Raw genomic sequence first — 26319 nt, 5'->3', positions numbered from 1 at the left:
ATTAAAGCGGCAATAAGCCAGCGCCATGCTGGCTTACGCATAAATCAAATTAAGAAGTGGGTCGTGAAAAGTGACGCCTAGCCTTTAAATCCATCCAAAGGCTACGTACGGTGGGATCAAACAAGCGACTAATACTGCGCTTTAAGCTCCACAACAAGCCAAAGCCAACCAATAAGTTAAGCCATAAGTTACTGACAATAAATAATAACGCCATTAAAACACCTGCCGCGATCAGGCTATTTCGCGCCGAGCGAAAGCGGCTAAAATTATGTGTATTAAGAATCAAGCGCTGAGGTAAATAATCAGCTAATTGAGCCAATGCATGTGCTTTAACCGTTGGATTTAAAAACTCAATCACCGCCGATTGGTCGGTGTCATATTCAACGTAAAACACATCGCTGTAATGATCACTCTTCACTCGGGTAATGTCTTCAAATGGTATTTCTTTTAATTTACCATGCGCCGCAGCCAAAATTTGCTGCCAAGAGCCCCCTTGCTGATACAAGTGCTGTACATCATCAATGTGCTTTTTATGAATCGATAAAGCTGACAAATGGTCGCTGTTGTATACCACTAAATAGCCATCTTCAACATCTAACCAGCTGTTCTCGGTGTAAAAGCCTTCCGGCAAATAACCTCTCGGCTCGCGCGCAAAAATCAAGGCCAGTAAATAATTCAACACCACCGCAACCGGCACCACAATCAAGGCCATATGTAGCGCTCTACGCCCTAATGACTCCTCTGCAATTTCACTGGCGAGTTTAAATTCAGTTGTATTTATATCCGGCCTGTCAGCTTGATACCAAACCTCTAACTGAGTTTTACCCGCTAGATCAGTATATTGCTCGGGGTCAATTTGCAGTTCACCAAAATACAGTTGGTCGCCAACCAGAAAATCATAACGCACAAAATACACATCTCGGGTTTTGATCTGCCCCTGACGACTACGGTATTCTTCTACATCCAAATATAAATCTGTAATATTGCCTTGCGCGGTTTCATGCTGCTGATAAAACGACCGGTGCTGTTCTAAAGCTTGGCCTTGTAGGAAAATACCCACCGCTATTACGACCAATGCCGCGATAGCAATAAATAGTTTTATTAGACGTTTTCGCTTTTGCCCAAGAGTGAGCATTTTCTTCGCCATTGCGTTGCCCATGTAATTTAGAATTAATTTATAAGCACACATTTTAATCAATCGATGACAAAAAGCAGTTTAATGCGACGAACGGTAACGAAGTAAATGTTACAAAACAGTATAAAGTGCCATTAATCCTAAGCTGACAATAGATCATAAACCTATTGTCATTTAGTTAATTCTTTATAATGGTTAATAGCACTAATTTAGTTAAAATCGCCATTTGAATCAAAAGCGTGAAACCAAGACATTGATCACATTATGATTTAAATAAGTACCTCAGAGAAACTAGAAATAACCCGTACTTTTGTAATGTATTGATGGATCACACTATCAGGTGCAATAAGACCAAGCTCAGCGGGTAAACGAGTTGCATACTGTAATGTTGGCACTAACAGCGCATCGGCAAAACTAAAATAGTCTGATGCAATAAATGCTTGCTGAGTAAGCTGTTGTTCTACTACTTTAACGGCTTGCAGTGCATCCGGCTTGCGACTTGCCATGCGCGATAAATTAGGATTTTCAACTAAGCCATGCATGTTTACAAACTCGAGTAAATAACGCCTAATAATCGCCCTATCTATATCGCCCACCGCCAAGGTCGCCCACATGTCTTGCTTAGCTTGTTGCTTTGGGTCAGCATCGAGTAACACTTCACCGAGTGGTTTTTTCGCCAGATAACGACAGATAGCCAAGCTTTCCGCCAGCACAAAATCTTGTTCAAACAAAATAGGCATCCGGCCAAACGGGTGTAACGAGAAGTGCTCGGCACTCTTCCACTCTATCGCTTGGAGCTGATTTTTATAACCGATTTGATAGTCGATTTCTTTTATGCGGCACACTAGCTCAACACTGCGGACAAAATTGCTGCGCTGATCGCCATAAATGATTACCTGACTCATTGGCTTTCCTTATATTAGACGTTGAATTAAGAGTAGATGCCGATGCATCTTTCATCTTCATCAGGGTAAAAGTTGTGGCAATATGTTCAAGAACATATTTTATTGCTGTGGCACTGTAGTCGCGGTAATACAATTAAAGGAGGCACTATGGCTTGGCAGCAAACTCATAAAGAGCAAACACGACAACGAATTTTGTCTAGCGCCGGCAAACTTTTTACCGCACAGGGCTATAAGCAAGTATCCATTGATGATGTGATGCAAGATGCAGAGCTCACGCGTGGCGCTTTCTATCATCATTTTAGTTCAAAGCAAGCCTTATATAGCGAAGCGATTGTTTTTGCCGCACGTCAAGCTGGGCAAAGCCGTCAGCAAAAGAGCCTGTCTTTGCCCGATTTAATTCGCCGTTACTTATCGATGGAACATGTTGTTGCAGCAGAGGATCCCTGCCCACTGGCCTTCTTAATATCGGATATTGGTCTGCAAGAAGAAGCGGCGAAACAGAGTTATGGCAAGGTATTGGATGGATTTGTGACTCGGCTTAGTTTTCATTCAGGTATTGACGAGGCCAAGGTGCTGCAAGCTGCTATTACTATGATTGGTGGCGTTGCCTTAGCGCGCTCAACAGCATCAACACAACAAGCTCAAAACATCCTAGATGCAGCCTACCTAAATGCACTTCAAGCTCTTGAAATAAAACAATAAAACCAAGTAACCCTAGGGTTGAATAATCGCACAAGCTGGCACTAACAACGGTTTTAACGATATTAATCATCGGTGAAAACAACAAAAAACCAAAACATCAGAAAAACTGATAACACTAATCAGTAAAGCAAGGTAATTAAATTACTACTTTATTGACCTAGAGGGGTATTTTTGTCGGTCAATAGACAGGGTTCGTAACTAAGTAACAAACAAAAAACCTTGACCAACTGGCCAAGGTTTTTAAATTTCACCTATTGGATAACCCAATAGTTGTAAATTCAGCGATTAAATCAGCTTAGGAATACCTGGTAGCATCCCTACCGCTGCCATAGCAAGAGTACATATTACAAAGGCAAGGCCAGGCACGATGATACGGTCAGAAACCGATAACGTCTTAGCACGGTCTTTATCACCAATCAGGCCATTGTTGTCTAGTAACATAGTCAGTGCCCATGCAAACACAGGGTTAGCCACGAATGCCGCGAAGATACAAATACCTGCCGACTGGCTGCTCTTTGAATCTTTAACCATTTGCATGCCCGCCTCTAGTAGCGGTAAGAATACACCTACTAGCAATGCAATTGACATCACTGGACGCCATACCGTTACATCCATTGGGTAGCCCAACACTGCCACTATGATACATAGCGCACCTAGCAAAATGGCACCAGCTGGGATTGGACGCTTAGCAATAGCTGCAGGGATCATGTATGTACCCCAGCTTGATGTGATGTTACCACCACCTAATGCTGTACCGACCATTTGACGCACAGAACAAGTGGTCATGGTGTCATCAACATCCATTAATACTTCTTCAGTCTTTTTCGGGTAGTTAAGCTCTTGGAAGATACGGTGACCTAAGAAATCAGGTGACCACATTGCAACAGCTAAGATGGCAAATGGTAATGACGCAATAAAGTGCTCTAGATTAGGTAAGCCTAACTGCCAACCTGTTTCAGTTGAGCCCCACCAGTAAACTGGGCTTAAATTAGGTAGGCCAGGCGCGGTCACAAACTTAAGATCTAAGCCTGCACCCAATGCAAATGCAATAGCAATGGCAGCTATCGAACATAAGGGGATTGCTAACCAACGCTTGCCAATACGAGCCAAATAAGCATATAAAACAACGTTCAAGGCCAATATAATAAAGGCAACATGACTTAAGCTGTAATCCAGTGCGTGACTACTTTGTAAGCCACCAGACCAGTCAAATAAGGAAGTTATTTGGCTTTTCGCGCCCATGAAACCAAGGAACACCAGCAGACCACCGGCAACCCCGTCACTGGTGAGGTTAACCAGTTTCGAGCCGCCTTTAAAGTAGGCGAGGATTAAACCAAACACCCCCAATAAAATAGCCAAAGCCAGTGGGTGAGCACCCGCTAACGCAATCGCGCCAATCAAAGGAATCATTGGACCGTGGTTACCGGCAAGGTTGGCTTTCGGGTTAATAAAACCTGAACTGATAATACAAAACAGTAAGGCTGGGATCAGCATTTCTACGCGCACGACTGCAATTGCAAAGTCAGCGCCTAAGTTTACGTGGTCCCATTTTTCCGTTAGGCCAGCAGCCCAAGCCTGCATTACTGCAGAGTACATCACCGTAATACCAATCGTACCGGCGATAGCGGGTACTAAGTCTTCCCACTCAAAACGGAAATCACGGCCCGGCAGGTTTAAGCCCCAGCGGCGTGGTTTCATTATTTGTAATTCATGATCTAAGTAATCTGAGCGTGAAGCAAATTCAGAAGCCGGTTTGTGCCGTTCCTGATAAGTGCCCTCTGCAGCAGCGTCCTGTTTTGCTGTATCAGTCATAACGTCCTCGAGTATTTCAAGATAAAAAACTGTACTATCGGTAACGAATTAAAGTATGTTGCCAATTCGCTGCAAAATCCTTTGCAGTGCCGATGTTCTATGACTAGAGAGACTAAGGAGACGAGGTAAATTAGTTAAACCAGTTTTACTTATTTACTTTATCATTTTTTCTTATATGAAATTTTCTCTGAAACAAATTGCCATCTTTGACGCCATTGCCGATACCGGCAGTGTCAGCGCGGCTGCAGCCCGTGTTGCCATCAGCCAATCAGCCGCTAGCATGTCGCTACAACAGCTTGAACAACAGGTTGGTACGCTGCTATTTGATCGCCAAGGTAAACGCTTGGTATTAAACTCATGGGGACTTTGGCTTAGGCCCAGAGCGAAAGCGCTATTGCAAGATGTGCATCAAATCGAAATGGGTCTCAATGCCAAGCATTCTTTAAGCGGTAAGTTACAACTTAGTGCCAGCCAAACGGTGGCTGAAAGCTTGATCCCTAAATTGATTAGCAACTTAGACAGCAACTTCCCGCAAATCCAAGTGAAGCTTCAGGTTAAAAATAGCCAGCAAATCATCCAAGATGTACGCAGTTTCAATATTGATTTAGGTGTGATTGAAGGACGTTGCGACGACAGTAAAATCAATCAAGAGCTTTGGTGTGATGATGAACTGATCATCGTGGCTGCTGCGTCTCACCCTTATGCGCGCCAAGATGAAGTGTCATTTAGTCAATTGGAAGCCAGTAAGTGGGTACTGAGAGAGCCCGGCTCAGGCACACGAGATGTATTTGATGCTGCCATTTTTAGCAAACTTGAGCACCTTGATGTCAGTAAAGAATATGACCACATTCCGACCTTAATCGCTCTGATTGCTTCCGGTGAATATATCAGCTGCCTGCCAGCACGCAGCTGTGCAGATGGGATAAAACAAGGTGTACTACAAAAACTCAACATTAAAGGCTTGAGCTTGAAGCGTCATTTTTCTTTTATTTGGCATAAAGATATGAACGATCATGCCCTGCGCGACTGCCTGATTAAAGAAGCAAAGCGATTGATTAGATAGTCAACGTCGCACTAGGCCATAAAATCAAACAAGGTGCCTACTTTTTTCTCTGAGCCGCTACTATCAAAACCAAATAGTTCATTGGTTTTGTTGGTAGCAAAATCTTTAATCGCGAATTGCATCGCGCTCACCAACTCGTCCAACTCATTTTGTAATGGTTTTAGTTGTTGGTCTTTGTCGTCTACAGCTATCTCTGTGCTGTAGCGAATGTCGTTCATCGACTGCTTAACCCTTTGTATACCTTCTAAGATAGTTTCCTGCGTTGCCGGTGCTTCTGGCGTCTCTTCGGTTTCAGAAGCGTCCGGCGAGACCGTTGGTTTATTTGAGTCTTGCACATCCTCTGCTGTTTTATTCTTATCCGGCAAACCATAGGTAAGGCCGGGTTGATTGTAAGCATTGAGTTTCACCACATCCCCCTTAACGTCAAAATCTTAACGATCACCAAATTAAATGACCAATATTGCTCTCTAGCAATGAATTAGGCAAAACTCATGCAAAACCTGCACCAACTAACGTAAATAAATACGCTGAATCAACAACTCAAATAACAATCATTGTCGATTGACATATAATGTCACCCAGCTATGATGAGACCACCTCAACCAATTAAAGAAAGACCCTATAAATGAAAAAGTTTTTTATTATGTTCGCGATGATTTTTGCCGTCGGCTTGGTGAGTAGCCCAGTTGTTGAAGCAAAGAAATTCGGCGGCAGTAAATCAATCGGTAAGAGCCATAAAACCGCGCCCGCACAACCTGCTGCGCCAAACAAGCCAGCTGCAGCGCCAGCGGGCACACCGGGCAAAAAAGGCTTAATGGGCGGCATGCTTGGTGGTCTACTAGCGGGTGGTCTATTAGCTGCGTTATTTATGGGCGGCGGTTTTGAGAATATTCAAATTATGGATATTCTGATCATGGCCCTAGTCGCATTTGTGTTGTTTAAAATTTTCCGTGCTGTGATGGCATCGAAAGCAGGCGCTCAGCAGCGACCAGCTTACGCCAGTGGCAACCAACAAAACCCAAACCAGTTCCGCCAACAAGCCGAACAAACGGGTTTTGCCAATAATGGCAACAACGGATTTGCACAAGCGGCAAGTGATGTCCCATTTGATTTGCCACCGGGCTTTGATTTAGCAGGCTTTTTGGAAGGTGCTCGTAGCCACTACAAAACCCTACAGCAAGCTTGGAATGAGAATGACTTAAGCAAAATCCAAGAATACGTTTCGATTGAGCTTTACAACGAGCTAAGTAGCCAACGCCGTGAATTAGCTGGCGCACAACACACAGAAGTGATGTTTATGGATGCCGAACTAGTACGCGCTACCCATAATGCCAGCCTAGCGGAAGTCAGCGTTAAGTTCAGCGGTCGCTACCGTGACACGGTTGAAGGCATAGAAGAAGACATTAAGGAAGTGTGGCACTTAGAGCGTAACGCAGCTCAAGCCGATGCCCCTTGGTTAATTGTCGGCATCGAGCAGTAAAAATCAATTAATATTAGCCTCTTTGCTTAGCAAAGGGGCTATCGTCCCCTCTTGCTTCCTTATCCACCAGCACCAGCCAAACATACTACGAATTAAGCTAAGCTATTATTTAACGCCTTGTTTATAATAAGGGGAGATCCCTACTCAAGGAGCCAAGTTGCGCCAAGTTAATATAAAAAGTCATGAAAAACTCTCAGTTAAACTGAAGCACCAGTTAAACAAAGGTGAGCAGCGTCGCCTCGATTTATATTTCTCATTACCTAGAGAGATGGGCATTAACAGTAATACGCTCTCTGAAACCGAATACTTTAACTCTGCAATCACTGGCCAGCGCGCCTATTTTACCAAAGGCTTACACTTACCCTTGTTACATACTCGGTTTGCCAGCCGAATGAAACGCTCCCCTGATGAGTACCGAATTAACCTCAACTTATTTGCTTATCAATACCTTGTCGCCCTTGATACTGACATTGCTGAAGCCTTGATTCTGGAAGACAGTGAGTATACCCATGCCTTTTACGATGCCGCCTTAGTGCTGGCCTCGAACAGTTTAACCATATTAAAAAAACTGCGTCGCAACGCGCCCAACGATGTAAAGCTCAATGCAATATTTGAAAACGTTGATAACTACCTCTCTTGGTACACAGAGCAATCATTACTCAAAATGCTGGCACAAAAGCCACGTCAATCGGATTACAGCCAACAACGTAATGAGTTGCTGCAGTTTTGTGAACAAGAAAACCAATACCGCTTAAGCCTTAATTACAACTCAACTTCCACACTCAACGACCCTAACCGCATATCCAATAAAATGCGTTTATTACGCCGACTCATTGAGCATGGTGTGGTATTTCGTGAGCAAACCACGGCTTTGGGCAGCATCACCCGAAAAGTGGTGACCGGCGTGGCGACTGCCTTGGTGATGACGGTGGTACTAACGCTTATCATCAAAACCCAAGGGGCGCTGAGTGGCATTACCTCGGTGATGATTCTGGTGCTTTCCGTTATCTATGGCGTGCGTGAAGTGTTTAAAGATGATTTCAAAAACATGCTTTGGCGCTGGATCAGACGTGGTAAACCGAAGTGGCTACGCACCTTAAAAGACACAGTTAACCAAACAGAAATGGCCAAACAAAAAATTTGGCTCGATTACATACGCTCACGCAAGTTGCCAAAACAAGCACAAGAGCTATTAGCTAGACGCCACACCCAAAACCAACAAAGTGCCGAGCTGCTGCATTATCGGTTGGAAACCCGGGTCGCTAATTCCGAGTTTCAACCGGGCTATGAGTCATTAGAAGAAACCATTATTTTTAGCTTACGGCCACTTGCTCGTTATTTAGAGCGAGGCCAAGGTAAGCTTTTCGAGCTCAATGGTGAGAAGATTCAAAAAACTGCGATCGAGCGACGCTACCAAATAAATGTCGTCATCGCCCTCAACCAAGGGTTTGCTGATGAGGAGTTTGAGCGTTATAAAATCACCCTCAATCGCTCCGGTATTATCGACATAGAGCACGCCGGTACATATCAAAAACCGTTAGCCAAAAAGCCCGAACAGTAGTGGCCTACTCATTGTTATTTAACCTCAGTTCTGCGTAAGCCTTCTATCGCTTAATTAGGGTTATTTAAGATAATATTCCAATAACTTCATAAACAAGGGTTTAGCTTGGTCAAACAGAGGGTTCATTTCTACTACACCGGAGTTTTTCAAATAGCGCCCCACGGTTTGATGGTTGGGGCGAAACACTAAGCTATAATGACCCTCTCGATCTTCGATGCCAAATTCATCTTCACTTAAATGCACCATATTATCAGAGTAAATTTTGAACACATTGAGAATTTTCTCCATGGTTGGTGAGACCAGCTCAGAGCGCGCCATGGTGATCCCTTGGGCATTTGAAATCAGTACCTCAAACACGTTAGAACGATAGGCTACCAGCGAATAAAGCTTACGAATTTGACTGCGCGTAGGTGGGTTAGCGGCATGAATCTCACCTTTTAGACAAAAGCGCAGCAAGCGTAGTTCTGCCATTAAAGCGATCAGGTCAACCTCATTCCATTGTTTACCCGAAGGCGGACGGCCATATATCACCGATACCGCATCGACATGGTTACGTCTACGATCAGGATACCAACGCTGTAAATTGAGCATTCTACCGTCAGGTAAAATAAAGCCCACATCCTTAGCGGAGGTGGACAGACCAAAGTGATCGATGAGTATTTGCGTTTTCTGCTCTGCCGACATGTCATTCATGTTGTACGCTCACTTATAAGAAACTCTCGTTACGCTATAAAAGCCAAACCAGAAAAGCAAACTTGCTCACGAATAATTGTGAATAGTCGCGCCTTATCGGCAATATTTGACTTAGCACAGCGTTTTCAACGTCTAAACTGTTTAGTGTGGCGTTAACCCTTTATTCAGTTAAGGAAATCTTATGAAAGGTGCTGAAATAATCTCCGTTGAACTGGTCAACGATTTAAAAATTCTCTCTTGCTTTAATACTGACAACCACGAACAGGGCATTAAAATTCACAGCGAATGTTCTCCTGAACTGGCCGTGGCAGCTAAACGATTATTCGACAAAGGTTTAATTACGCGTGATGACGGTGGCTACCTCACTGACATTGGAGCCAAAACAGCTGAAAACTTAGAAGCGTTACTTATCTCACTACGCTAATACATGGATTAATTATTACGCGCCGCCACTTAGTCTAAGTGGTGGCGTTTTTTATTTATCCATCTGATTTCACGAGGGGATTATTACTTTTTTCGAATCGACAAAATAACTTCGCCGACGTTAAAACCCCACTTTTTAATTTTACTTTTGTTGATGATTTCAGTGTCTGACACTTGATACATCCAGTCATCAAACTTGACCTGATAAACGCTACCATCCACTTCAATCTCTAAGTCATAAACCCACTTTAGCGCATTACCAGTGCTTGCACCTTCGGCGGTGCCGATAATATCGCCAGCAGTCCCAGTATATTGGCCATTGCCCAAATCATTAATACGCCAAGTGCGAGTGGTTTTTTCACCATCATCAAATACAAACCATTCTTCTAATACCCCTTGGTTATTTTGCCAAGTGCCCAGTAACTCCACCGTAAAAGTGCGCGTCACTTTGCCTGTTGGCCCAATCACAATGCCAGACGCTTCCAACTCACCGGTAAAGAAAGCTTGCAAGTCCAGCGTTGGTTGCTTGTCTTGATAATCACTCAGCTGCTGACTGCTACAGGCTAATAGCAAAAAGCTGCTCATTAATAAGGTGAATAAACGCATTACAAGGCTCCTATCAATTGCTGGCGTAACTTAGGGCGACTGGTGTTCTCTGACAACCAAATAGCGAGAAAGGCCGCTGAAAATGCGCCATCTTCAATCTTGCCAATGGGCTCATTATTGAAATAAAACATATTACTGGCATCAGCTTGCACCACAAAAGTCAGCTCATCGCCACTGTTTACGTCAGGCCAGATCTGATTTAGTAGCATCAACCAATCGTTCTGCTGTTTATTATCAATTCCAAGGTGTTGCCACTGCTCCTGAGTCGCTTCAAGTAGATGTTTTTTATCAATCTGTTTGTGATATTTGATTTGCAGTGCGATTGGAAAACGGTTGGACTGATAAGTCCCCGTTTCACTGTAGAGACTGGCATCATAAAGCGAAAAAAATAACCACTCCATTTGCCCTGAGCCAACTTTTTTTAAATCACTTACGGGAGAAACGGCAAATGCAGCGTTAATGCTAAGCAAAAACAATAACCCTAGGACTCCTAGCAACTTATGTTTCATATCCAACCCTTAACCTTTACTGTTAAATAAGATACGAGCCGCTACAGATGTTAGATCGATAATTAATCATTAAGCCCACATGCGTTGCCACCAACGAGATAACTGATCTAACCAATAACTGGTGTTTTCGCCATTAAAATGAAATCGCACTATCACGGGTAAATTTTCAATTTGAGCATCAATCAACGTTAATGGCTTAATTGTCACTTCAAGGGCTGCGTTATCACGCTGAAAAGCGGTGCTTAGACTTTCCGGAATAATTGCCGCCATCACGGTCGGCGCACTAACCCGCCCTAGCACCGTATCGCCATTAGGCAGGATAATGGTCACCTCTTGGCCTATATCGGAATAGTCTAAAAATTTTGGTGGTAAGTAACTGATCACCTGCTGGTTTTCTATATTACTCAATAGCAGTAGCGGGGAAGTATTAGTGACAATATCACCCGGTTTAACAAACACATGATGCACCGTACCTAAACGCGGAGCGGCTAGATTAAGCGTGCCTTGCTCAAGCTTTAATAAATTAATTTGCTGCTCTAAGTTTCTGATCAGGCTGGCCATGGGGCCGGTCACTGATTCAATATAAAACTGACGTTTGGCGTTATCGAGTGCGTACTGCCGGTCTTGCACTAAGATCCTTGCTTGGGTGTGTTGGTTACGAATTTCGGCCATTTCCGCTTCATTTAACACCCCTTCACGGCGCAATACATTGTATTTTTTTAGCGTTGCACTTTGATCCGCTAAGCCTTCCTGTGCGGCAACTAAGGCCCGCTCTAAACTACGCAATAGCACACTGTTTCTGTTTTGACGTTTATTATGCAGACTGGCTAATTCAGTGGTAAGTAACTTTTCTTGCGCCGTTAACGACTCACTGGATAAGTTAATAAGTGGCTGACCGGCAAAAACGCTTTGTCCCGGTGTCACTAATACCTGCTCGACACGCGCGCGGTCGCTGGCATAAAGCACTGCCGCATCGGTATTCAATAACCCTTTGGCTTTCACGATAATGGTATCGTTGGCCAGTTGATAAAGCATGAATGCCACCGGGCTAAGCACCACAATTAAAATGGCGTACCAACGTAATTTAAATACCTTACGTTTGTCTGAGGCATAAATAACTTTCGCGCCATCATCAACGTCAGGCTTACGTTGCTTTGATGAAGAAAATTTTATATCCATTGCCTCTCCAATTAATCAATATCGACGATTTTTTCGCTGTGCATATAAATACAGCTCCTACAACGTCCTGTGGCAGTGATATTTATATCGCAATCCCATCACATCGCTGTATCAATACCGCGCCTGCAACGTCCTGTGACAGTGATATTTATATCGCAATTCCATCACATCGCTGTATCAATACCTCGCCTGCAACGCCCTGTAGGAGCGATATTTATATCGCGAATCAAGCATTTCCGCGGAATCAAAACTTGGTGCCGCGCTTTATTACCCACCAAGGCGCCATGCTCGTTTCCTCATGACCACGTCCGACAATTTCATAAAGGGCGGCGACCATTGACCACATTTTTCTAAAAAAGGCGAATAAGGGATAAATAGGCGACCAAAGAAAAATCCAAAGCTCTTGCTCGCGTCGCTCTGAAATCAGAAAATAATACAAAGCCAACATCAGCACGGCTTGGCCTAAGTATAAAAAGTAGACAAACAGCAATACCCCCCAAGCATAGCCCGCGGGATAAATCACAAATAGCCACAAGGTGAATAAGAAAATTAAGAATGGCAGTATTATTTCTTGCAGCACACCGTAAATGACAGTGAAAATAAAGTTCTTAATGCCTAGTAAACGAACACGAAAGCTCTGTTTGTGCTTTCTTAAATAGAGGAACAATAAGTCACCATCCCAGCGTAAACGCTGCTGACGAAACTCTTTAAAAGTCGCTGGCGCTTCCGTAAAACCAATCGCATGAGGCTCAAAAGGGATATATAAATTGGGGTGGCGACCAAAGTACGCTTTGATCCGCATGGTTAAATCTAAATCTTCCGCGGTGTGGGTATTCCAACCGCCTATTTTGCGTAAAAAATCACGACGAAATGCGCCAAACGCACCAGAAATATTATTCACCATATTCCAACGTGCCAAGCCCGTTTTCGCACATTGAATCGACATCATGTATTCCAAAGTTTGCATCCGCGTCACCCAACCATCGGTCTGGTTACGCACTTTAAGCGCCCCGGCTACTGCCGGCACATTCGGGTCTTGAAAATGGCGCACCATCAAAGCCACTGTGACATTATCGAACGAAGTATCACCGTCGGCATTAATGATGATTTCACCATGGGCGACATGCAGTCCCGCATTTAAGGTAGACACTCGCCCCCCGCGCTGCCATTTGGGCAGCACGCGATAACTGCGGTTGGGGTAGCGCAGCGGCTGATTACGATGGCGACGTTCAAACCAAGCACGGCAAGCCATGGCGGCAGCAAAGGTGTCAGCATTTTGCTTCGCACCATCCACCACGGCGATAATTTCAATATGACCGGCATAAATTTGCTCGGCAAAACTCAAAATGGTTTTTTCAATCTCACGGCCTTCGCCATAACACGTTATGATGATCGATACCCGAGGGTGATAGGTGCTTGGCATGCTCAAAAAGGCTTGGCGATGGCGATACCAGTGTAAAATACCAAACACGATCACCAATAACAGTGACAGCTCGATAAAGATAAATGCCGGCAACAAGAAAGCGGTGCGCTGGCCATCAATAAGCGCACTAAGCCAAATTTGCCCCAGTAAACCAAATACGGTGGTCAGAAAATCAATCATGGCCACTCGCCTCAGCCAGCAAGCGAGCGATTAAAAACTCGCCATTCTCACCTTCAACAAGCTCGCTTGGCGCATGATAATAAGACACCGCCATATCAAGCGCACTAGATCCTTCCACCAACTGAGATAGTTGACGCATCTTCTGCTGTACCACGGTTAAATGATCGACTGGTAAATTGGGCAATAGCAACAAGTAACTGTGATCTTCATATTGGCAAATCACATCGGTAACCCGTAGTCGATCTTTAACCTGTGTACCTAGTTGCCCGATCATCCGATACACCTGAGCGGCCCCCAACTCATCAACCGCTTGCTCAACCCGGTTAAAGCTTAGACATAACAAAGCAAACTCTATTTGATGACGACGGCTTAAGCCGAGTTGCCAGTCCACCAGCCAATGTAAATAGTCGCGACTGACCTGTTCACCCAGGTCTAAAGAAAAACGTTCATCTAACGCGACACGTAACCGAAACTTGGCTTTATCGGTAATTCGAAAAGATTGGATTTGAGCAATATTCAGATCGCTCGGATCATTTTCATGGTCACAGTGTAAACAGCGCGCGACTACTTTAGCTTCAATAAAAAAAGACTGGCAGCTATTACACTCCATGTTTTCTAACGGACGATCATAATCCGCGCCGATATGGCGCAAAGCGGTTAAACAATTAGGGCAAACTAACCGCCCACCATCCATAAATCTTTGCTGTTCACCAACATGGCCACAGGTAAAGCAGTGAATAGCCGATTGCTGCTTAATATCTAGCGAGCTACATTGAGGGCACAAATCGACATAGTTCAGCTTGTTATGACCACAATGGGTACACTGGCGCACCCGATCAACTAAGCTCACCGGCGACATTAATTCATCCCGCATCGCTTGCTTAAGAAAATACTGACTGTCGCCCAAATCAAATAGCTCTAATACTGGGTAGCGATAGCTCAAGGCTGACGATAAGTCGCGCTCAGGGGTAAGTAAGCAATCACCTCTTAATGCTAAATAGGCTAATAAAAGATCTTGTGGATTATGGGTTTTGCCTAGTTCAGGATAGCTCGCATACGCTTGCTGCCAAGCTTGCCATGCTGACGTTAGCTGCTGCTCGGTAGGTATATTGCCATCATGAGGGTATAGACAAGGCTCATCACAAAATACCAGTATTAATGCGGTATTAGGATGCTGACGGATCACCGGTAACGCCTCATCAGCAGCATGTTGACAGAGCAAGATCGCCGCTAGATTTTCATATAATGGTAACGCGTCATAAAAAGCGGCCAAATCAAACAACACCTTGACACTATAAGCCTCGGAATAGTGAACATCAGGCTTACCTAAGCATAAAATCACCGGCTTTTTGTCATCAGAATCATACGCTTCGCCCGCCTCATTAAAGTTGAGTAATGCTGGCTTTCCATTAGAGTGATTGGGCATAGGCGACTTCCTTTCTGCACTGGGTGACCGGTTCAAACAAGCACGAACAGGTAAGCTATTTAGCTAGGTTTTCGGTTGCGCTCATCAATAAGTTTAGGTGTATTTTCTTCATTTAGTCGGCAATTTTGCTGGTAACTAATTATAAAAATAGGGTTTTTCACGAAGAATTGACTTAAAAAGCAAAATCAAATAGCATTTACGTAACTAGTTACACAAATAAATATACTGATGACAGATCATATGCAAATACTCGGCAGCCTTTCATTAGGTAGCCGCACTAAACGCTTGTCAGATTTGCTGATGCAACAGGTTGATGCCATTTATCAACAACAAGGGATAGCGCTTAACCCAAGTTATTTTCCGCTGTTTACCTTGATTAACAATGAAGGCCCTGTCAGCGTTACTCAAGCCGCACAGCGCTTATCCGTCAGCCACCCTGCCATCAGTAAAATGACACAAAAAATGATCAAAGAAGGCTTGTTACACAAGCAACCACACCCGAGTGATCAACGGGTAACAGTCGTGGCCTTTACCGAAAAGTCACTGAAAATTAGTCAGCAGGCGCAGCCCATTTGGCAACAAATACAATGGCAGTTAGAGCAAATCATGCAGCAACAGCAGCATCCGTTATTAGCAGCGATCGATGAGTTTGAGCAGTTGCTGGCACAACAAAGCTTAACCGAGCGAGTGGTAACGCAATTGCCAGCACCGCAAGATGCAATAACCATAGAGCCGTGGCAAACCGAATACAAACACGACTTCACCGAGCTTAATCTGGCTTGGCTAAATCAGTATTTCAATGGCGAATTAACCGCGATTGATCAGCAAGCCCTTTATCATCCCGAACAATATTATTTGGCCAGTGGCGGCTATATTTTCTTTGCTCGCCAAGGCCATCATATAGTTGGCACCCTCGCCTTACGACTTCATGATCAACAGACCATGGAAATATCCAAAATGGCAGTGCAACCGAACCAGCAAGGTAAAGGCATTGGCCGTCAACTAATGCTGACCGCGATTAATAAAGCGCAACAATTAGCCATGACACAAGTATTTCTAGAAACTAACTCGGCACTTACGCGGGCCATGGCCTTATATCAACACCTCGGCTTTCAAGTCGTGCCACATCCGCAAGGACAGTCAAGTTACCCTCGTGCCGATCGTTATATGACGTTAGCACTCAATACCTCAAGTAAGGATTAAGCCATGGCAACGACCAACACACTTGAATTACACATGCTACGCCGGCGCGAATTTAACGCCGGAGCAGTGGCGACCTTACCCTTGATTTTAGGTGCGATCCCCTTTGGCATATTATTCGGCACCCTCGCCCCCGCCAGCGGCCTATCCATTGCCGCCACCATGGCAATGTCGATCATCGTCTTTGCAGGCTCAGCGCAATTTATTGCCTTAGGCTTGATTGCCGCAGGAGCCAGCCCAAGCATTATTATTTTCACCACCTTAGTGGTTAATTTACGTCACTTACTTTACGCCACAGCTTTAGTGGAACGAGTGAAGCACTTACCGTTGCCCGTGCGCGCTATCATGGCGTTTGGCTTAACCGACGAAACCTTTGCCGCCGTCAGCCGCCGCTACCAAGGCGATAATATTAAACAAGCACATTGGTTCTACTTAGGCTCAATGTCAGCCATGTACGGTAACTGGGTTTTATGCACAGTGATCGGTATTGCTTTGGGCAGTGCCATTCCTAATATCACTGACTGGGGACTCGACTTCGCCATGTCTGTCACCTTTATTGGCATGGTCGTGCCTTACCTAAACAGCAAAGCTATGATCAGTGCGGTATTAGTGGCTGCAGGTATGTCACTGCAATTTGCTCACCTACCCAATAAAGTTGGCCTGTTGATCGCCGCCCTTGCTGGCATCAGCGTTGGTTATTTGGTGGCGAAATATTTCCCCCTTGCGAATGCCACAGCTACGGCTAATAAAGGAGTTTAATCATGGCGATACAACAAGAAATTTGGCTAATCAGTGGCATGTTTGCTGTCACTTTTTTAATTCGCTTTATCATGTTTGCGATGGCGGGTAACTTACGCTTACCTGCCCCTTTACAACAAGCCTTAAGTTATGTGCCACCTGCAGTATTAACCGCCATTATTGTGCCCAGCGTGGTGCTGCCTCATGGCACGGTTGAGCTAAGCTTTAGCAACAGTTACTTGGTCGCTGGGGTGGTGTCGTTTTTTGTTGCCCTCATCAGCCGTAACCTGCTGTTAACCATAGGCTTAGGCATGGCATTTTTTATGGTTTATCACCACTTGCTCTAAAAGTGGGCCAAATTAGGCAACGCACGTATTCAACCCTATCGTGATTCGATAGTAAGGACAAAAAATGGCAACTTGGCAAAAATGGCTACTCTCTTGTGGCGCATTACTACTTAACGCTTGCACTGGCTTACCCGAGGGCATTACACCTGTCACGCCTTTTTCAAGTGAACGTTATTTAGGTACTTGGTATGAAATAGCACGACTCGACCATTCTTTTGAACGTGGTTTAAATCAAGTGTCGGCAACGTATTCGATGCGCGAAGATGGCGGCATCAAAGTGCTAAACAAAGGTTTTAATACGGCAGAGCGAACATGGCAGGAAGCCGAAGGTAAGGCCTATTTTGTTCGCGATGATAATGAAGGGTATCTAAAAGTGTCGTTTTTTGGCCCTTTTTACGGCGCTTATGTGGTATTTGATTTAGACCAAGAGAACTACCAATACTCATTTATTGCCGGTAACAATCGTGATTACTTATGGCTATTATCTCGTACCCCCACCGTAACTGACGCCGTGAAACAAGACTTTATCCAGCAAGCCAAGGCATTAGGCTTTAATACCGATGCGCTGATTTTTGTTGAACAATCCGCTACTGATACAAGTGCGCCTTAAAAGTCCCTGCACCTTGGCTAAAAAGGTGCTAACTTATTGACTCTTCAATAAATGACAAGTTAGGCTCAAACAATGAAAACCTGCCCCTTTTGCGCCGAAGAAATCATGGATGCGGCGATCAAATGTAAGCATTGCGGTGAATTTTTAGCTGCGCCAACCCAATCTACGCCAACCAAGCCAATAACGCCCACCGTAACCAACACTAAGCCTGAACTGCCTTGGTATTTCAAAACCAGCATCTTAGTGGTGTTATTTTTATCGGTTGGGCCATTGGCACTACCGTTAGTCTGGTTCCACCCCAACATTACTCGGTTATGGAAAGTTGCGATCACCCTAGCAACCAGTCTACTAACTTGGGGCTTGATTGTGGCTACGCTGCGCGCGTTAGAAGTGCTGCAGCAATATTACGATATGCTTAATCAGCTATAGCATTTATAAACAGAGCCCTGACTCTGGATAAGAAAAACCATAACCAAATTTAGCAAGCTTAGACTAGGGCGAGATAGTGAATATCTTTTTAAACAATAAGTGATAAATCATTAGACGAATATCAGCCGCATGGATGCGGCGGTTAAACCATCAAGGATGATGTTACGGCGCTTCGTCGAGGAAGATATCACTGAGTAATTAAAATTCACTCACTCATCCGTTCACCCTGAGGCTTAAACCGAGCTAGAGGTACTGTTATGGCATCGCTTCTATAGGGATAATCGCGCCAGAGTATTGGATCACGGTACCAGCAAGTTGATGGCCAGCTTGGGCCGCCGCAGATGGGCTAACACCTAACAGCCGCGCCGCCAAATACCCCGCACTAAATGAGTCGCCTGCCGCGGTAGTATCCACTATGTTAGTCACCGGATGAGCAGGCACCGCTGTCACGCCCTCTGCTGTAACCACCAAACACGGCTCTGCCCCGCGCTTAATCACCACCTCACTTACACCCGCAGCAAGGGTGCGCTTAATAACCCGATCTTCATCTTGTTCGCCGTATAACAACTCTTCATCGTCAAAAGTTAAAAATGCCAGATCCGTTAACGCCAACATCGCCTGATAACACTGCTGAGCCCGCGCTTGGCTAGGCCAAAGTATCGGTCGATAGTTATTATCAAAGGCAATTTTAATCCCTTTCGCTTTCAACTGTTTTAACACTGTAAACAGTAACTCTCGGCTATCGTCGGGCAAGATAGCCAAACTCACGCCACTCAAATAAAGCCAATCAAATTGTTCTAGTAAACCGGTTAAGCTCGCCACACTGTGCTCGCGTAGCCAATATTTTGCCGCCGCATCACTGCGCCAATAATGAAAGGTTCGCTCACCTTTTGCATCGGTGGCTATCGAATATAAACCGGGCAACTTATCTTTTAAACGCGCGACAAACTGTGTGTCGATGTGCTCTACCTGCCAAGCTTGTAGCATTTGCTCACTAAAGGTATCAAGCCCCAGCCCTGTTAAATAAGCAGTACTCACACCATGGGGTGCGCTCAAGCGAGCCAAATACAAAGCGGTATTTAAGGTATCACCACCGAAGCTGGGCTGATACAAATCGCCTTTTTGCTGCAGCTCCACCATGCATTCCCCAATGACTGCTACTTTTGTTGTCATTATTACGCTTCCTTGAGAAACCAAATCAGGATTGATTATGCGGCATCATCCGCCAAGCAAGCAAACCTAAAAAATCAAATTGCAATTGATAACCATTATCATTATTATCTAGCTGTTTTTTGCAGCTGGGTATTAGCAATATGGATAATCTTGTTTCTTCGCTTTTTCGTCGCCGCTGGTTAGCCTCAATGTTATTGAGCAGCTACGCCTTGATCACAACCGCTAGTGCTGCGACAGAGGCCCCTGTTATGGTAGTAACAGGCACCAAAACCGAAAAGGCCTTACTCGATGTACCGGTGCGCACAGAAATAGTCACCGCTGCAGAACTCGCCAACAGCCATGCTCGCGATCTCGCTGAAGGGCTAAAAAACGTCCCCGGACTCATGTTAAAGCCAATCCACGGAAAAAGTGGTCAAGAAGTTTGGCTACAAGGTATTAACGCCGACCGCGTACTGATTTTGATTGATGGCCTGCCCGTCACGGCCTCGACTGGATCCAGTGTCGATTTAAGCCAGATAGCCGTGGCTGACGTGCAACATATTGAAATTGTTAAAGGTGCAGTATCTGCGCTGTATGGCAGTGAAGCCATGGGCGGGGTGGTCAACATTATTACCAAACGCGCAACCGCTGGCACACGTTACCAATTCACCCTCGACGGCGGCAGCTACGGCGGCCAACACAATGTCAGCAGCGCCCTTCTAAATGATCAACACGCCAATCTATTACTCAGTAAGAGCTCCGATACTTGGCACGCACAATTAATGGCTGATATCCGCCACAAGGGTGGCAGTGATCTTGATCTTAGCGACTGGGATTTTGCAGGCGATGCCGGCGATAAAACCAATCTCTCCCTTGAGCTAGGCTACCGATTTGCTAATGGCGGCGAGCTAACCGTCAAACCCAGTTGGTACCAAGAAGATATTTACAAAAACTTTGGCTCTTTTGTCCCCGGTATTGGCAAAATCAAAAAAGTAAAAGCCGAGCAAGCCAGCCGTAAAAATATTCTACTGGCTTACAATCAACCCCTTGCAGATCATATTGAACTGTCTAGCTGGTATATGTATGAAGAATTTGAAGATAAAACCTCGCAAGATACTTTAAGTACCCAAGCATTGGATCAAAGCCGTATTGGCCTAAGCAAGTTTGACAAAGTAGAGCTACAACTCGACAGCGATTATTTTAACAATCACTTGGTTACCTTTGGTGCAGTGGCTTATCGCAGCAGCTTAAACCAGCAGCAAATCAGTCGTAGCCAGCAAAACCAAAGCGATATCGATGAGCTCAACGGGACAAAACGTCGCAACAACCTAGAGTTTTACTTACAGGATGACTTCTTCCTCACTGATAATTTAGAGCTGCTGCCCGGTATTCGCGTGCAACACGACTCGGACTTTGGCGTGCATGCCGCGCCCAAATTTAATCTGATGTATCGCCCCGACACATTAAGCCAGTTTGATGGCAAAATTCGCAGCGGCATCGGTACCGGCTACCGTGTCCCCACCTTAAAAGAACGTCATTATGTATTTGATCATAGTGCGTTAGGCTACATGATTTTGGGCAATCCTGACCTAGTCCCTGAAACCTCAGTTAGCCTGCAACTTGGTGCCGAGCTGCACCCTAATGCCGACTTAATGTTCGACATTAACCTGTTTCATAATGAGATTAAAAACCTGATTGATACGGCCTATGATCAGCAAGCATCGGATGCGCGAGGCCTGAGTATTTTCAACTACAACAACGTTAACCAAGCCATGACCCAAGGTGTAGATATTAGCGCCAGTTATCAATGGCTACACAATTGGCAAACCAACCTTTCTTATAGTTATTTAAATAGCGAAGACAAAACGACTGGCCAGCAACTCACTCGTCGCCCGGCACATTTAATTAAGGGCAAGCTTAATTATCACTTAGCGGCGATCAATACAGACTTTTCGTTATACGGCAATTACCAAACCAAAGAGTACTTAGATGCCGAAAACCTACGTCAGTCGCCGGCCTACAGCACCTTTGACTTTAAGGTGAACTATTTTATTCAGCCACAAACGCGAGTCTTTTTTGGCATAGATAACCTTACTGACACCGTACGCGACACGCCCGCAACCGGCACAGATTTTAGACCGGAAGTCGGTCGTTTTGTTTACCTTGGACTGCGCATAGAAGGCTAGTCCCCACCCTCTGTTTGATCTAAGAAAGGAAGAAACCAAGATGTACCCTAATAAAAAAATACTCGCCCTTGCTATCAGCTCTATTTTACTAACCGCGTGTGGCGGAGGCTCAGGCGGATCTGCCACAACCGACACCGACCAACCAGTGCCGACACCAACACCTACTACCGCTCCCGAGCCGGCACCGACTTTTACTGATGCTAACTTAGATGCCACCAATGCTAGCCAACCAGCATTATTCGATCTGCTATCAAATGCCACCGTAACCGACCAGAGTTGGCAGATCGGGTATCAAAAATACAGCGGCTTCATGCTAAATGGCGGTTTATCTGGCCAAGGTAAAGTCAGTGGTTGTATTGCACACCAATACAGCAGCTTGTTTGATGGTGAAGGCAACGCTGTCGAAGCCGAATTTGTTAAGCTAAATCAAACCAACACGGTTACCGATTTTAACACCGTGACCGCTGACGCCTGCAGCGAATTTGTCAGCGACAGCCTAATCACCCAAATTAAAACCTCGGACTGGCTTGAAGCAGATTATAGCCAAGGCGCACCGGTATATTCCGCTAAAGCAGACAATGGTTGGATCATTCGCTCAGCCAGTGGCGACCAGTACGCGCGCGTTAGCGTAAAGCAAGTCACCGTCGCCTTTGGTCCAAGTACCACGCGCAAAGCGGTATTAAGCGTGGCGAACTGGGATGCCAATGCGCAGCAATTTAGCCCTGCGGTAGATTCACCAGCGTTAGATTTTTCTAACGCGACAGCTTATTGGGATTTAGAAACGAATGCCCTAACAAGCGCAGATCAAGCTTGGGACTTAAGCATTAAAGTAAATGGCCGCGATTACCCACTGCAAGTGAATGGCGGCGCATCGGGCTCAGGCAAAGCAGGCGTAGGCGCGGTGATGGTAGCCAATGTAAATGCCGTGACCGATCCCACCGACAACAAGCAAGTGTATAAATACTTTTCCGATCGCGCCGAAGGCATTTTAAGCAAACCTGGCAGTTACGGCCCCTTGGAATACAGCGTTCAAGGCCAGCACAAAATGTGGCCAACCTTTACCACTTATTTAATCAAAGACGAAAGCCAAGGCGATGCCCGCTTGTTTAAACTGCAAGTAGTGAGTAACTATGGTAGCGATGGCGCCCTAAAAAGCGGTAATTTAGTTTTACGTTATCAGGAACTTAATTAAGACTGCGCGCCAAGCCATTGCTGGATTAAGCCGCCACGAGCCGCCGTAGATACCTCCCTGTAAGCTCAAGCGCGGCATCCTTGCTGCGCATGCTCGTGGCCACTTAATCAGCATGGCTAAGTGTAACTGTAAACATTATAATTTCATTTATAGCATTGATTTTTAAGACAATAAATCAGCATCAAGCTCTCTAAAAAAATAATTTGTAGTGGATACACTAAAAAATGGAAACCTAGAAAACCAAAGACAAAAAAGGAGAAGCTTAGTGCCTCTCCTTTTAATCATTAGTTTAATCCGTTCGGTTAATTTACCGGTAACCGGATTTTTATTAGCTACCTTTCACGGTTTTAATTAACAGCTGGCCCACATCAGTGTGATGCGAAAGCTGTGAAAACGGTGCGGTGACAGCGTCTGGACCGTAGGCAATAACAGCAACTGGCGTATCAGTATGTGTACCCGTGCCCCAAACAATATTTTGCTCTTCACCCATCGCGCGGCCAATTAGGTCGTTACGAACTTCTTCACCGTAAACATAGAAAGCTTCAAAATCATCAACCTTAGGGAAGGTTTCAGCGCTTAAGTACTTATGTTTAGGGTCATGAAAGTGATTCGGCTCAGTTTCCAAAATAGCCTTAGCTTGCTCTAATGTAATATCAAACTCGCTGTTTGCATTAACGATTTTTTGCAGTGTTTGTGGTTTTTTATCACCGCTATCATCAAACTCAATCAGCATGTTCGCAAAGCTGGTTTTTTGCGCGTATAACTTATCAAGAATAGCTAGGCCACCAAAGTTAAAGTTAGGCTGGTAAGCGTGATCTTTAAATGCGCTACCCGAACGATTTTCTGGTTGAACGATACCAGCGCGTGAATAACTAAAGCCAAAACCACCGGTTTCATGGTCTGCCGTTACCACCACTAGGGTATCGTTACGATCTTTCACCCAGTCATACACATATTGAACTGTTTCATCGAACTTAAGCATTTCATGCAACATGGTACCGGCGTCATTATTATGTCCAGCCCAGTCAATTTGCCCACCTTCAACCATTAAGAAGAAACCATCAGGATCTTGAGCTAATACATCTAGCGCTTTCTGAGTCATTTCTTTTAAACCCGGCATCGAGCGTTTCGGATCGTTTTTACTATTACTGTATTCAATACCATCTTGCATGCCTGAATAAGCAAATAGACCAAGCACTTTATCTCCCTGCGCCGCCGCTAAAGCCTGACGAGTATGAACAACGCTATAACCTGCAGATGCAGCTTGAGTTAATAGGTTTTTCTCGTCGTTACGCTTCGACTTAATTTGAATATCACCACCTGTTTGCTTAACCAGCTGCTGATACAACTCGCCTTTATCGTTAGCCGATTTAGGGATCCAGTAACGTAAGCCACCCGATAACATCACATCAACGCCAGTCGCGAGCATTTCTTCTGCAATTTCATTCTCAAATGAACGATGTGGTTGGTGCGACGCAAAAGCCGCAGGGGTTGCGTGGGTTAAGCGCGTATCAGACACTAGGCCTGTGGCTTTACCCATTTTTTTGGCAATTTCTAAAACGCTTTCAACCGGGTTGCCATCTATGTCTAAACCAAGCGCTTCAGAAGGCGCATCCACACCAGAGGCTAAGTGAGAAGCTGAACATGCAGAATCAACCACCAAGGCATCAGCCGGGCTATGTAGCGACATGCCAAGCACGCCATTATCGATGAGGGTTTTAAGTGCAGTGTCATGGCCCTTGTAGATAGAGTTTGGTGCTTTACGGGCATATTCTTCAAGTAAACCCATTTGGCCAGGGCCCATGCCATCGCCAATCATTAAGATGACATTCTTTACGGGTGTTTGCGCAAAACTTGCGTAGCTCGCTAGGGTTAATGAAAGCGCTAAAACAGATTTTTTTGCCAAGTGCATCGGTAGCATGGATTTTCCTATGAAAAATGATGAAATAAGTATTAGGGTGAAGATACTAAGGCAGATTTATGACAAGAATAAGACACTCGAATAACTAACAAAAAGCATTAATAGTACTATCTAGCTACACTAACTACAGAATAGTTCGCTGATTAAATCGATTATTCATAGCGATACCAAAAAATAATAGTAACCAACAAAAGCACAGCGGTTTGGAACGTCAATACTCACCTTGCTCCAACCGATCGAAATATTCCTGATAGCGGCCACTTGCAATGGCTTGCTCTAATAACTGGTTGAATTCCACTCTAAGCCTGTCTGAATCAGGCATGTTACGTGGAAACATAACAAAACTGTCATTACGTAAAAAAGGGACTTTGCTGTATGTAATCAGGGCAGCACTTGCGGGATCAAGTTCACTCCGCAGCTCAGCCAACCCAATGTGCATTTCCTGCGGGTAAAGATCGATACGCCCCCGTAATAACTTACTGAAATTTTGCTTCACACTCGTCACTCGTTGCTGGCTCACCTTACCATCAGCTACCATCTTATCTAGCTCTGGCCCGTAGCTGTAGGCAATATCTCCACCAAGACGCATGCCAACAATCTGCGCTAAATTCTCAGCCTGCAATTGCCGTGACTTAAGGGAAAAGAATACGAACTGCTCCTGTAACACTGGTGCACTAAACAAAAAATCGCGTAATCGCTCCGGCTTGTACATCCAAACGGCGGTAGCGTCATAAAGCTGGCTGCTCGCCGCCAATGAATAAACGCGGCCCCAAGGCGCAAAATGATAGTTAACCTGATAGCCAGCGTCTTTAAACAAATCACTAATAAGATGTGCCACCGGGCCATGATGTTTCGATTGTTCGGAAACAAAAGGCGGCCACTCACCTACCACAATATTAAGTACCCGAGCCTGGGTGGCGAACGCCAATGAACAAGATAACGCTAGCCACAGAGCCATAATCATGAACAGTTGTATGGCTAAGATACAAGCACCTTTAAGCGCACGGAGAGAAAATAACTGGATTGTCTGCACTAGCATTTCTCCCCCCCCATACTTTACTGCAAGCCTGTATTAAACCGCTGCGGTTAGGGAGTGGGGTAAAACATACCACCCCTAGCAACAGATATTTTTATCAATTATATACGTAAACAAGCTGTAATTCTCTCAAGTCTGAATTGGAAAGTGATGGCTGTGCCAAGCATTGCTTGATTAAGCCACCACGAGCCGCCGTGAATACTTCCCTGTAGGCTCAAACGCGGCATCCTTGCCGCGCATGCTCGTGGCTACTTAATCAGCATGACTTAGCGTGGCGGCAACTTTGTAGTGGTACAACTATTTTGGCCACCTGATTAGAGGTGATAAGATCACCATAACTAAGCAGGTATCAATATGTCAAAACGTACAAGACCAACTTATTCACCAGAATTCCGACTAGAAGTTGCCCAA

At 45.0% G+C, this 26319-nt stretch carries 25 protein-coding genes; 12 read left to right on the top strand and 13 right to left on the bottom strand.

Annotated features, from left to right (window positions below; all coding sequences use genetic code 11):
• Nucleotides 1-49: 49 nt before the first annotated feature.
• Nucleotides 50-1147 (bottom strand): DUF3592 domain-containing protein, encoded by a 1098-nt coding sequence (locus K6Y31_RS20110; RefSeq protein ID WP_233054823.1) that lies wholly within the window; start codon nucleotides 1145-1147, stop codon nucleotides 50-52.
• 257 nt (nucleotides 1148-1404) lie between these two features.
• Nucleotides 1405-2040 carry a glutathione S-transferase family protein gene (locus K6Y31_RS20105; RefSeq protein ID WP_233054822.1) on the bottom strand — a complete coding sequence of 212 codons (636 nt, stop codon included), beginning with the start codon at nucleotides 2038-2040 and terminating at the stop codon, nucleotides 1405-1407.
• Nucleotides 2041-2187: 147 nt separating this feature from the next.
• On the opposite strand from K6Y31_RS20105, the gene K6Y31_RS20100 reads away from it, so the two are divergent.
• Nucleotides 2188-2742: a TetR/AcrR family transcriptional regulator gene (locus tag K6Y31_RS20100; protein WP_233054821.1), complete on the top strand. Its 555-nt coding sequence runs from the start codon at nucleotides 2188-2190 to the stop codon at nucleotides 2740-2742.
• Nucleotides 2743-3027: 285 nt separating this feature from the next.
• Here the strand turns inward: K6Y31_RS20100 and K6Y31_RS20095 are convergent, their stop codons facing one another.
• Nucleotides 3028-4554, bottom strand: a complete 1527-nt coding sequence (locus tag K6Y31_RS20095) for a DUF3360 family protein (protein ID WP_233054820.1) — start codon at nucleotides 4552-4554, stop codon at nucleotides 3028-3030.
• A gap of 175 nt (nucleotides 4555-4729) precedes the next feature.
• Here K6Y31_RS20095 and K6Y31_RS20090 point away from each other — a divergent pair, with 175 nt between their 5' ends.
• The gene (locus K6Y31_RS20090; protein ID WP_233054819.1) at nucleotides 4730-5617 is read left to right on the top strand and encodes a LysR substrate-binding domain-containing protein; all 888 of its coding nucleotides are present in this window, start codon (nucleotides 4730-4732) and stop codon (nucleotides 5615-5617) included.
• A gap of 11 nt (nucleotides 5618-5628) precedes the next feature.
• Here the strand turns inward: K6Y31_RS20090 and K6Y31_RS20085 are convergent, their stop codons facing one another.
• The gene (locus tag K6Y31_RS20085; RefSeq protein WP_233054818.1) at nucleotides 5629-6024 is read right to left on the bottom strand and encodes a hypothetical protein; all 396 of its coding nucleotides are present in this window, start codon (nucleotides 6022-6024) and stop codon (nucleotides 5629-5631) included.
• A gap of 218 nt (nucleotides 6025-6242) precedes the next feature.
• On the opposite strand from K6Y31_RS20085, the gene K6Y31_RS20080 reads away from it, so the two are divergent.
• Nucleotides 6243-7097 (top strand): Tim44 domain-containing protein, encoded by an 855-nt coding sequence (locus tag K6Y31_RS20080; protein ID WP_233054817.1) that lies wholly within the window; start codon nucleotides 6243-6245, stop codon nucleotides 7095-7097.
• Nucleotides 7098-7254: 157 nt separating this feature from the next.
• On the top strand, nucleotides 7255-8658 hold the full coding sequence (locus tag K6Y31_RS20075; RefSeq protein ID WP_233054816.1) for a hypothetical protein: 1404 nt from the start codon (nucleotides 7255-7257) through the stop codon (nucleotides 8656-8658).
• A gap of 60 nt (nucleotides 8659-8718) precedes the next feature.
• Here K6Y31_RS20075 and K6Y31_RS20070 read toward each other — a convergent pair whose 3' ends face one another.
• Entirely contained in the window at nucleotides 8719-9351 is a 633-nt protein-coding gene (locus K6Y31_RS20070; protein ID WP_233054815.1) for a hypothetical protein, read from the bottom strand.
• 181 nt (nucleotides 9352-9532) lie between these two features.
• Here K6Y31_RS20070 and K6Y31_RS20065 point away from each other — a divergent pair, with 181 nt between their 5' ends.
• Complete coding sequence (locus K6Y31_RS20065) at nucleotides 9533-9775, top strand: TIGR02647 family protein (RefSeq protein WP_232802046.1); 243 nt, start codon at nucleotides 9533-9535, stop codon at nucleotides 9773-9775.
• Between the two features lie 83 nt (nucleotides 9776-9858).
• Here the strand turns inward: K6Y31_RS20065 and K6Y31_RS20060 are convergent, their stop codons facing one another.
• From K6Y31_RS20060 to K6Y31_RS20040, 5 genes are all read right to left on the bottom strand, one after another.
• Nucleotides 9859-10380, bottom strand: a complete 522-nt coding sequence (locus K6Y31_RS20060) for a DUF3833 domain-containing protein (RefSeq protein WP_233054814.1) — start codon at nucleotides 10378-10380, stop codon at nucleotides 9859-9861.
• Nucleotides 10380-10889: a chalcone isomerase family protein gene (locus K6Y31_RS20055; protein ID WP_233054813.1), complete on the bottom strand. Its 510-nt coding sequence runs from the start codon at nucleotides 10887-10889 to the stop codon at nucleotides 10380-10382. The genes K6Y31_RS20060 and K6Y31_RS20055 overlap by 1 nt, the downstream gene beginning before the upstream one ends.
• A 69-nt stretch (nucleotides 10890-10958) precedes the next feature.
• Nucleotides 10959-12068, bottom strand: a complete 1110-nt coding sequence (locus K6Y31_RS20050; protein WP_233054812.1) for an HlyD family secretion protein — start codon at nucleotides 12066-12068, stop codon at nucleotides 10959-10961.
• Nucleotides 12069-12312: 244 nt separating this feature from the next.
• Nucleotides 12313-13671, bottom strand: a complete 1359-nt coding sequence (locus tag K6Y31_RS20045) for a glycosyltransferase family 2 protein (RefSeq protein ID WP_233054811.1) — start codon at nucleotides 13669-13671, stop codon at nucleotides 12313-12315.
• Complete coding sequence (locus tag K6Y31_RS20040; RefSeq protein ID WP_233054810.1) at nucleotides 13664-15097, bottom strand: TackOD1 domain-containing metal-binding protein; 1434 nt, start codon at nucleotides 15095-15097, stop codon at nucleotides 13664-13666. The genes K6Y31_RS20045 and K6Y31_RS20040 overlap by 8 nt, the downstream gene beginning before the upstream one ends.
• Before the next feature lie 228 nt (nucleotides 15098-15325).
• Here K6Y31_RS20040 and K6Y31_RS20035 point away from each other — a divergent pair, with 228 nt between their 5' ends.
• From K6Y31_RS20035 to K6Y31_RS20015, 5 genes are all read left to right on the top strand, one after another.
• Entirely contained in the window at nucleotides 15326-16300 is a 975-nt protein-coding gene (locus tag K6Y31_RS20035) for a bifunctional helix-turn-helix transcriptional regulator/GNAT family N-acetyltransferase (RefSeq protein ID WP_233054809.1), read from the top strand.
• A gap of 3 nt (nucleotides 16301-16303) precedes the next feature.
• Nucleotides 16304-17056, top strand: coding sequence for an AzlC family ABC transporter permease (locus K6Y31_RS20030; RefSeq protein ID WP_233054808.1), 753 nt, complete (start codon nucleotides 16304-16306; stop codon nucleotides 17054-17056).
• A 2-nt stretch (nucleotides 17057-17058) separates the two neighbouring features.
• Entirely contained in the window at nucleotides 17059-17382 is a 324-nt protein-coding gene (locus tag K6Y31_RS20025; RefSeq protein ID WP_233054807.1) for an AzlD domain-containing protein, read from the top strand.
• 64 nt (nucleotides 17383-17446) lie between these two features.
• Entirely contained in the window at nucleotides 17447-17992 is a 546-nt protein-coding gene (locus K6Y31_RS20020) for a lipocalin family protein (protein ID WP_233054806.1), read from the top strand.
• A 72-nt stretch (nucleotides 17993-18064) separates the two neighbouring features.
• Complete coding sequence (locus tag K6Y31_RS20015; protein ID WP_233054805.1) at nucleotides 18065-18421, top strand: hypothetical protein; 357 nt, start codon at nucleotides 18065-18067, stop codon at nucleotides 18419-18421.
• Between the two features lie 255 nt (nucleotides 18422-18676).
• Here K6Y31_RS20015 and kdgK read toward each other — a convergent pair whose 3' ends face one another.
• A complete protein-coding gene (gene kdgK / locus K6Y31_RS20010; RefSeq protein ID WP_233054804.1) occupies nucleotides 18677-19594 on the bottom strand; it encodes a 2-dehydro-3-deoxygluconokinase in 918 nt (305 codons plus the stop codon).
• 140 nt (nucleotides 19595-19734) lie between these two features.
• Here kdgK and K6Y31_RS20005 point away from each other — a divergent pair, with 140 nt between their 5' ends.
• Both K6Y31_RS20005 and K6Y31_RS20000 read left to right on the top strand, forming a co-directional pair.
• On the top strand, nucleotides 19735-21759 hold the full coding sequence (locus tag K6Y31_RS20005; RefSeq protein WP_233054803.1) for a TonB-dependent receptor plug domain-containing protein: 2025 nt from the start codon (nucleotides 19735-19737) through the stop codon (nucleotides 21757-21759).
• A gap of 40 nt (nucleotides 21760-21799) precedes the next feature.
• Nucleotides 21800-22951: an HmuY family protein gene (locus tag K6Y31_RS20000; RefSeq protein ID WP_233054802.1), complete on the top strand. Its 1152-nt coding sequence runs from the start codon at nucleotides 21800-21802 to the stop codon at nucleotides 22949-22951.
• A gap of 328 nt (nucleotides 22952-23279) precedes the next feature.
• Here K6Y31_RS20000 and K6Y31_RS19995 read toward each other — a convergent pair whose 3' ends face one another.
• The gene (locus tag K6Y31_RS19995) at nucleotides 23280-24872 is read right to left on the bottom strand and encodes an alkaline phosphatase (RefSeq protein WP_233054801.1); all 1593 of its coding nucleotides are present in this window, start codon (nucleotides 24870-24872) and stop codon (nucleotides 23280-23282) included.
• Between the two features lie 211 nt (nucleotides 24873-25083).
• Nucleotides 25084-25911, bottom strand: a complete 828-nt coding sequence (locus tag K6Y31_RS19990; protein WP_233054800.1) for a substrate-binding periplasmic protein — start codon at nucleotides 25909-25911, stop codon at nucleotides 25084-25086.
• Between the last annotated feature and the right edge of the window lie 408 nt (nucleotides 25912-26319).

The sequence above is a fragment of the Motilimonas cestriensis genome (genome assembly GCF_021295315.1).
GTDB lineage: Bacteria > Pseudomonadota > Gammaproteobacteria > Enterobacterales > CBDFNC01 > Motilimonas > Motilimonas cestriensis.
Note: the sequence above shows the minus strand (reverse complement) of the source record. Positions and strands in the feature narration are given on the sequence as shown.

Coding starts and splice junctions, on each gene's coding strand:
- K6Y31_RS20110 (WP_233054823.1), bottom strand. CDS start 1,147: ATGGCGAAGAAAATGCTCACTCTTGGGCAAAAGCGAAAACGTCTAATA.
- K6Y31_RS20105 (WP_233054822.1), bottom strand. CDS start 2,040: ATGAGTCAGGTAATCATTTATGGCGATCAGCGCAGCAATTTTGTCCGC.
- K6Y31_RS20100 (WP_233054821.1), top strand. CDS start 2,188: ATGGCTTGGCAGCAAACTCATAAAGAGCAAACACGACAACGAATTTTG.
- K6Y31_RS20095 (WP_233054820.1), bottom strand. CDS start 4,554: ATGACTGATACAGCAAAACAGGACGCTGCTGCAGAGGGCACTTATCAG.
- K6Y31_RS20090 (WP_233054819.1), top strand. CDS start 4,730: ATGAAATTTTCTCTGAAACAAATTGCCATCTTTGACGCCATTGCCGAT.
- K6Y31_RS20080 (WP_233054817.1), top strand. CDS start 6,243: ATGAAAAAGTTTTTTATTATGTTCGCGATGATTTTTGCCGTCGGCTTG.
- K6Y31_RS20070 (WP_233054815.1), bottom strand. CDS start 9,351: ATGAATGACATGTCGGCAGAGCAGAAAACGCAAATACTCATCGATCAC.
- K6Y31_RS20065 (WP_232802046.1), top strand. CDS start 9,533: ATGAAAGGTGCTGAAATAATCTCCGTTGAACTGGTCAACGATTTAAAA.
- K6Y31_RS20060 (WP_233054814.1), bottom strand. CDS start 10,380: ATGCGTTTATTCACCTTATTAATGAGCAGCTTTTTGCTATTAGCCTGT.
- K6Y31_RS20055 (WP_233054813.1), bottom strand. CDS start 10,889: ATGAAACATAAGTTGCTAGGAGTCCTAGGGTTATTGTTTTTGCTTAGC.
- K6Y31_RS20050 (WP_233054812.1), bottom strand. CDS start 12,068: ATGGATATAAAATTTTCTTCATCAAAGCAACGTAAGCCTGACGTTGAT.
- K6Y31_RS20045 (WP_233054811.1), bottom strand. CDS start 13,671: ATGATTGATTTTCTGACCACCGTATTTGGTTTACTGGGGCAAATTTGG.
- K6Y31_RS20040 (WP_233054810.1), bottom strand. CDS start 15,097: ATGCCCAATCACTCTAATGGAAAGCCAGCATTACTCAACTTTAATGAG.
- K6Y31_RS20035 (WP_233054809.1), top strand. CDS start 15,326: ATGACAGATCATATGCAAATACTCGGCAGCCTTTCATTAGGTAGCCGC.
- K6Y31_RS20030 (WP_233054808.1), top strand. CDS start 16,304: ATGGCAACGACCAACACACTTGAATTACACATGCTACGCCGGCGCGAA.
- K6Y31_RS20025 (WP_233054807.1), top strand. CDS start 17,059: ATGGCGATACAACAAGAAATTTGGCTAATCAGTGGCATGTTTGCTGTC.
- K6Y31_RS20020 (WP_233054806.1), top strand. CDS start 17,447: ATGGCAACTTGGCAAAAATGGCTACTCTCTTGTGGCGCATTACTACTT.
- K6Y31_RS20015 (WP_233054805.1), top strand. CDS start 18,065: ATGAAAACCTGCCCCTTTTGCGCCGAAGAAATCATGGATGCGGCGATC.
- kdgK (WP_233054804.1), bottom strand. CDS start 19,594: ATGACAACAAAAGTAGCAGTCATTGGGGAATGCATGGTGGAGCTGCAG.
- K6Y31_RS20005 (WP_233054803.1), top strand. CDS start 19,735: ATGGATAATCTTGTTTCTTCGCTTTTTCGTCGCCGCTGGTTAGCCTCA.
- K6Y31_RS20000 (WP_233054802.1), top strand. CDS start 21,800: ATGTACCCTAATAAAAAAATACTCGCCCTTGCTATCAGCTCTATTTTA.
- K6Y31_RS19995 (WP_233054801.1), bottom strand. CDS start 24,872: ATGCTACCGATGCACTTGGCAAAAAAATCTGTTTTAGCGCTTTCATTA.
- K6Y31_RS19990 (WP_233054800.1), bottom strand. CDS start 25,911: ATGCTAGTGCAGACAATCCAGTTATTTTCTCTCCGTGCGCTTAAAGGT.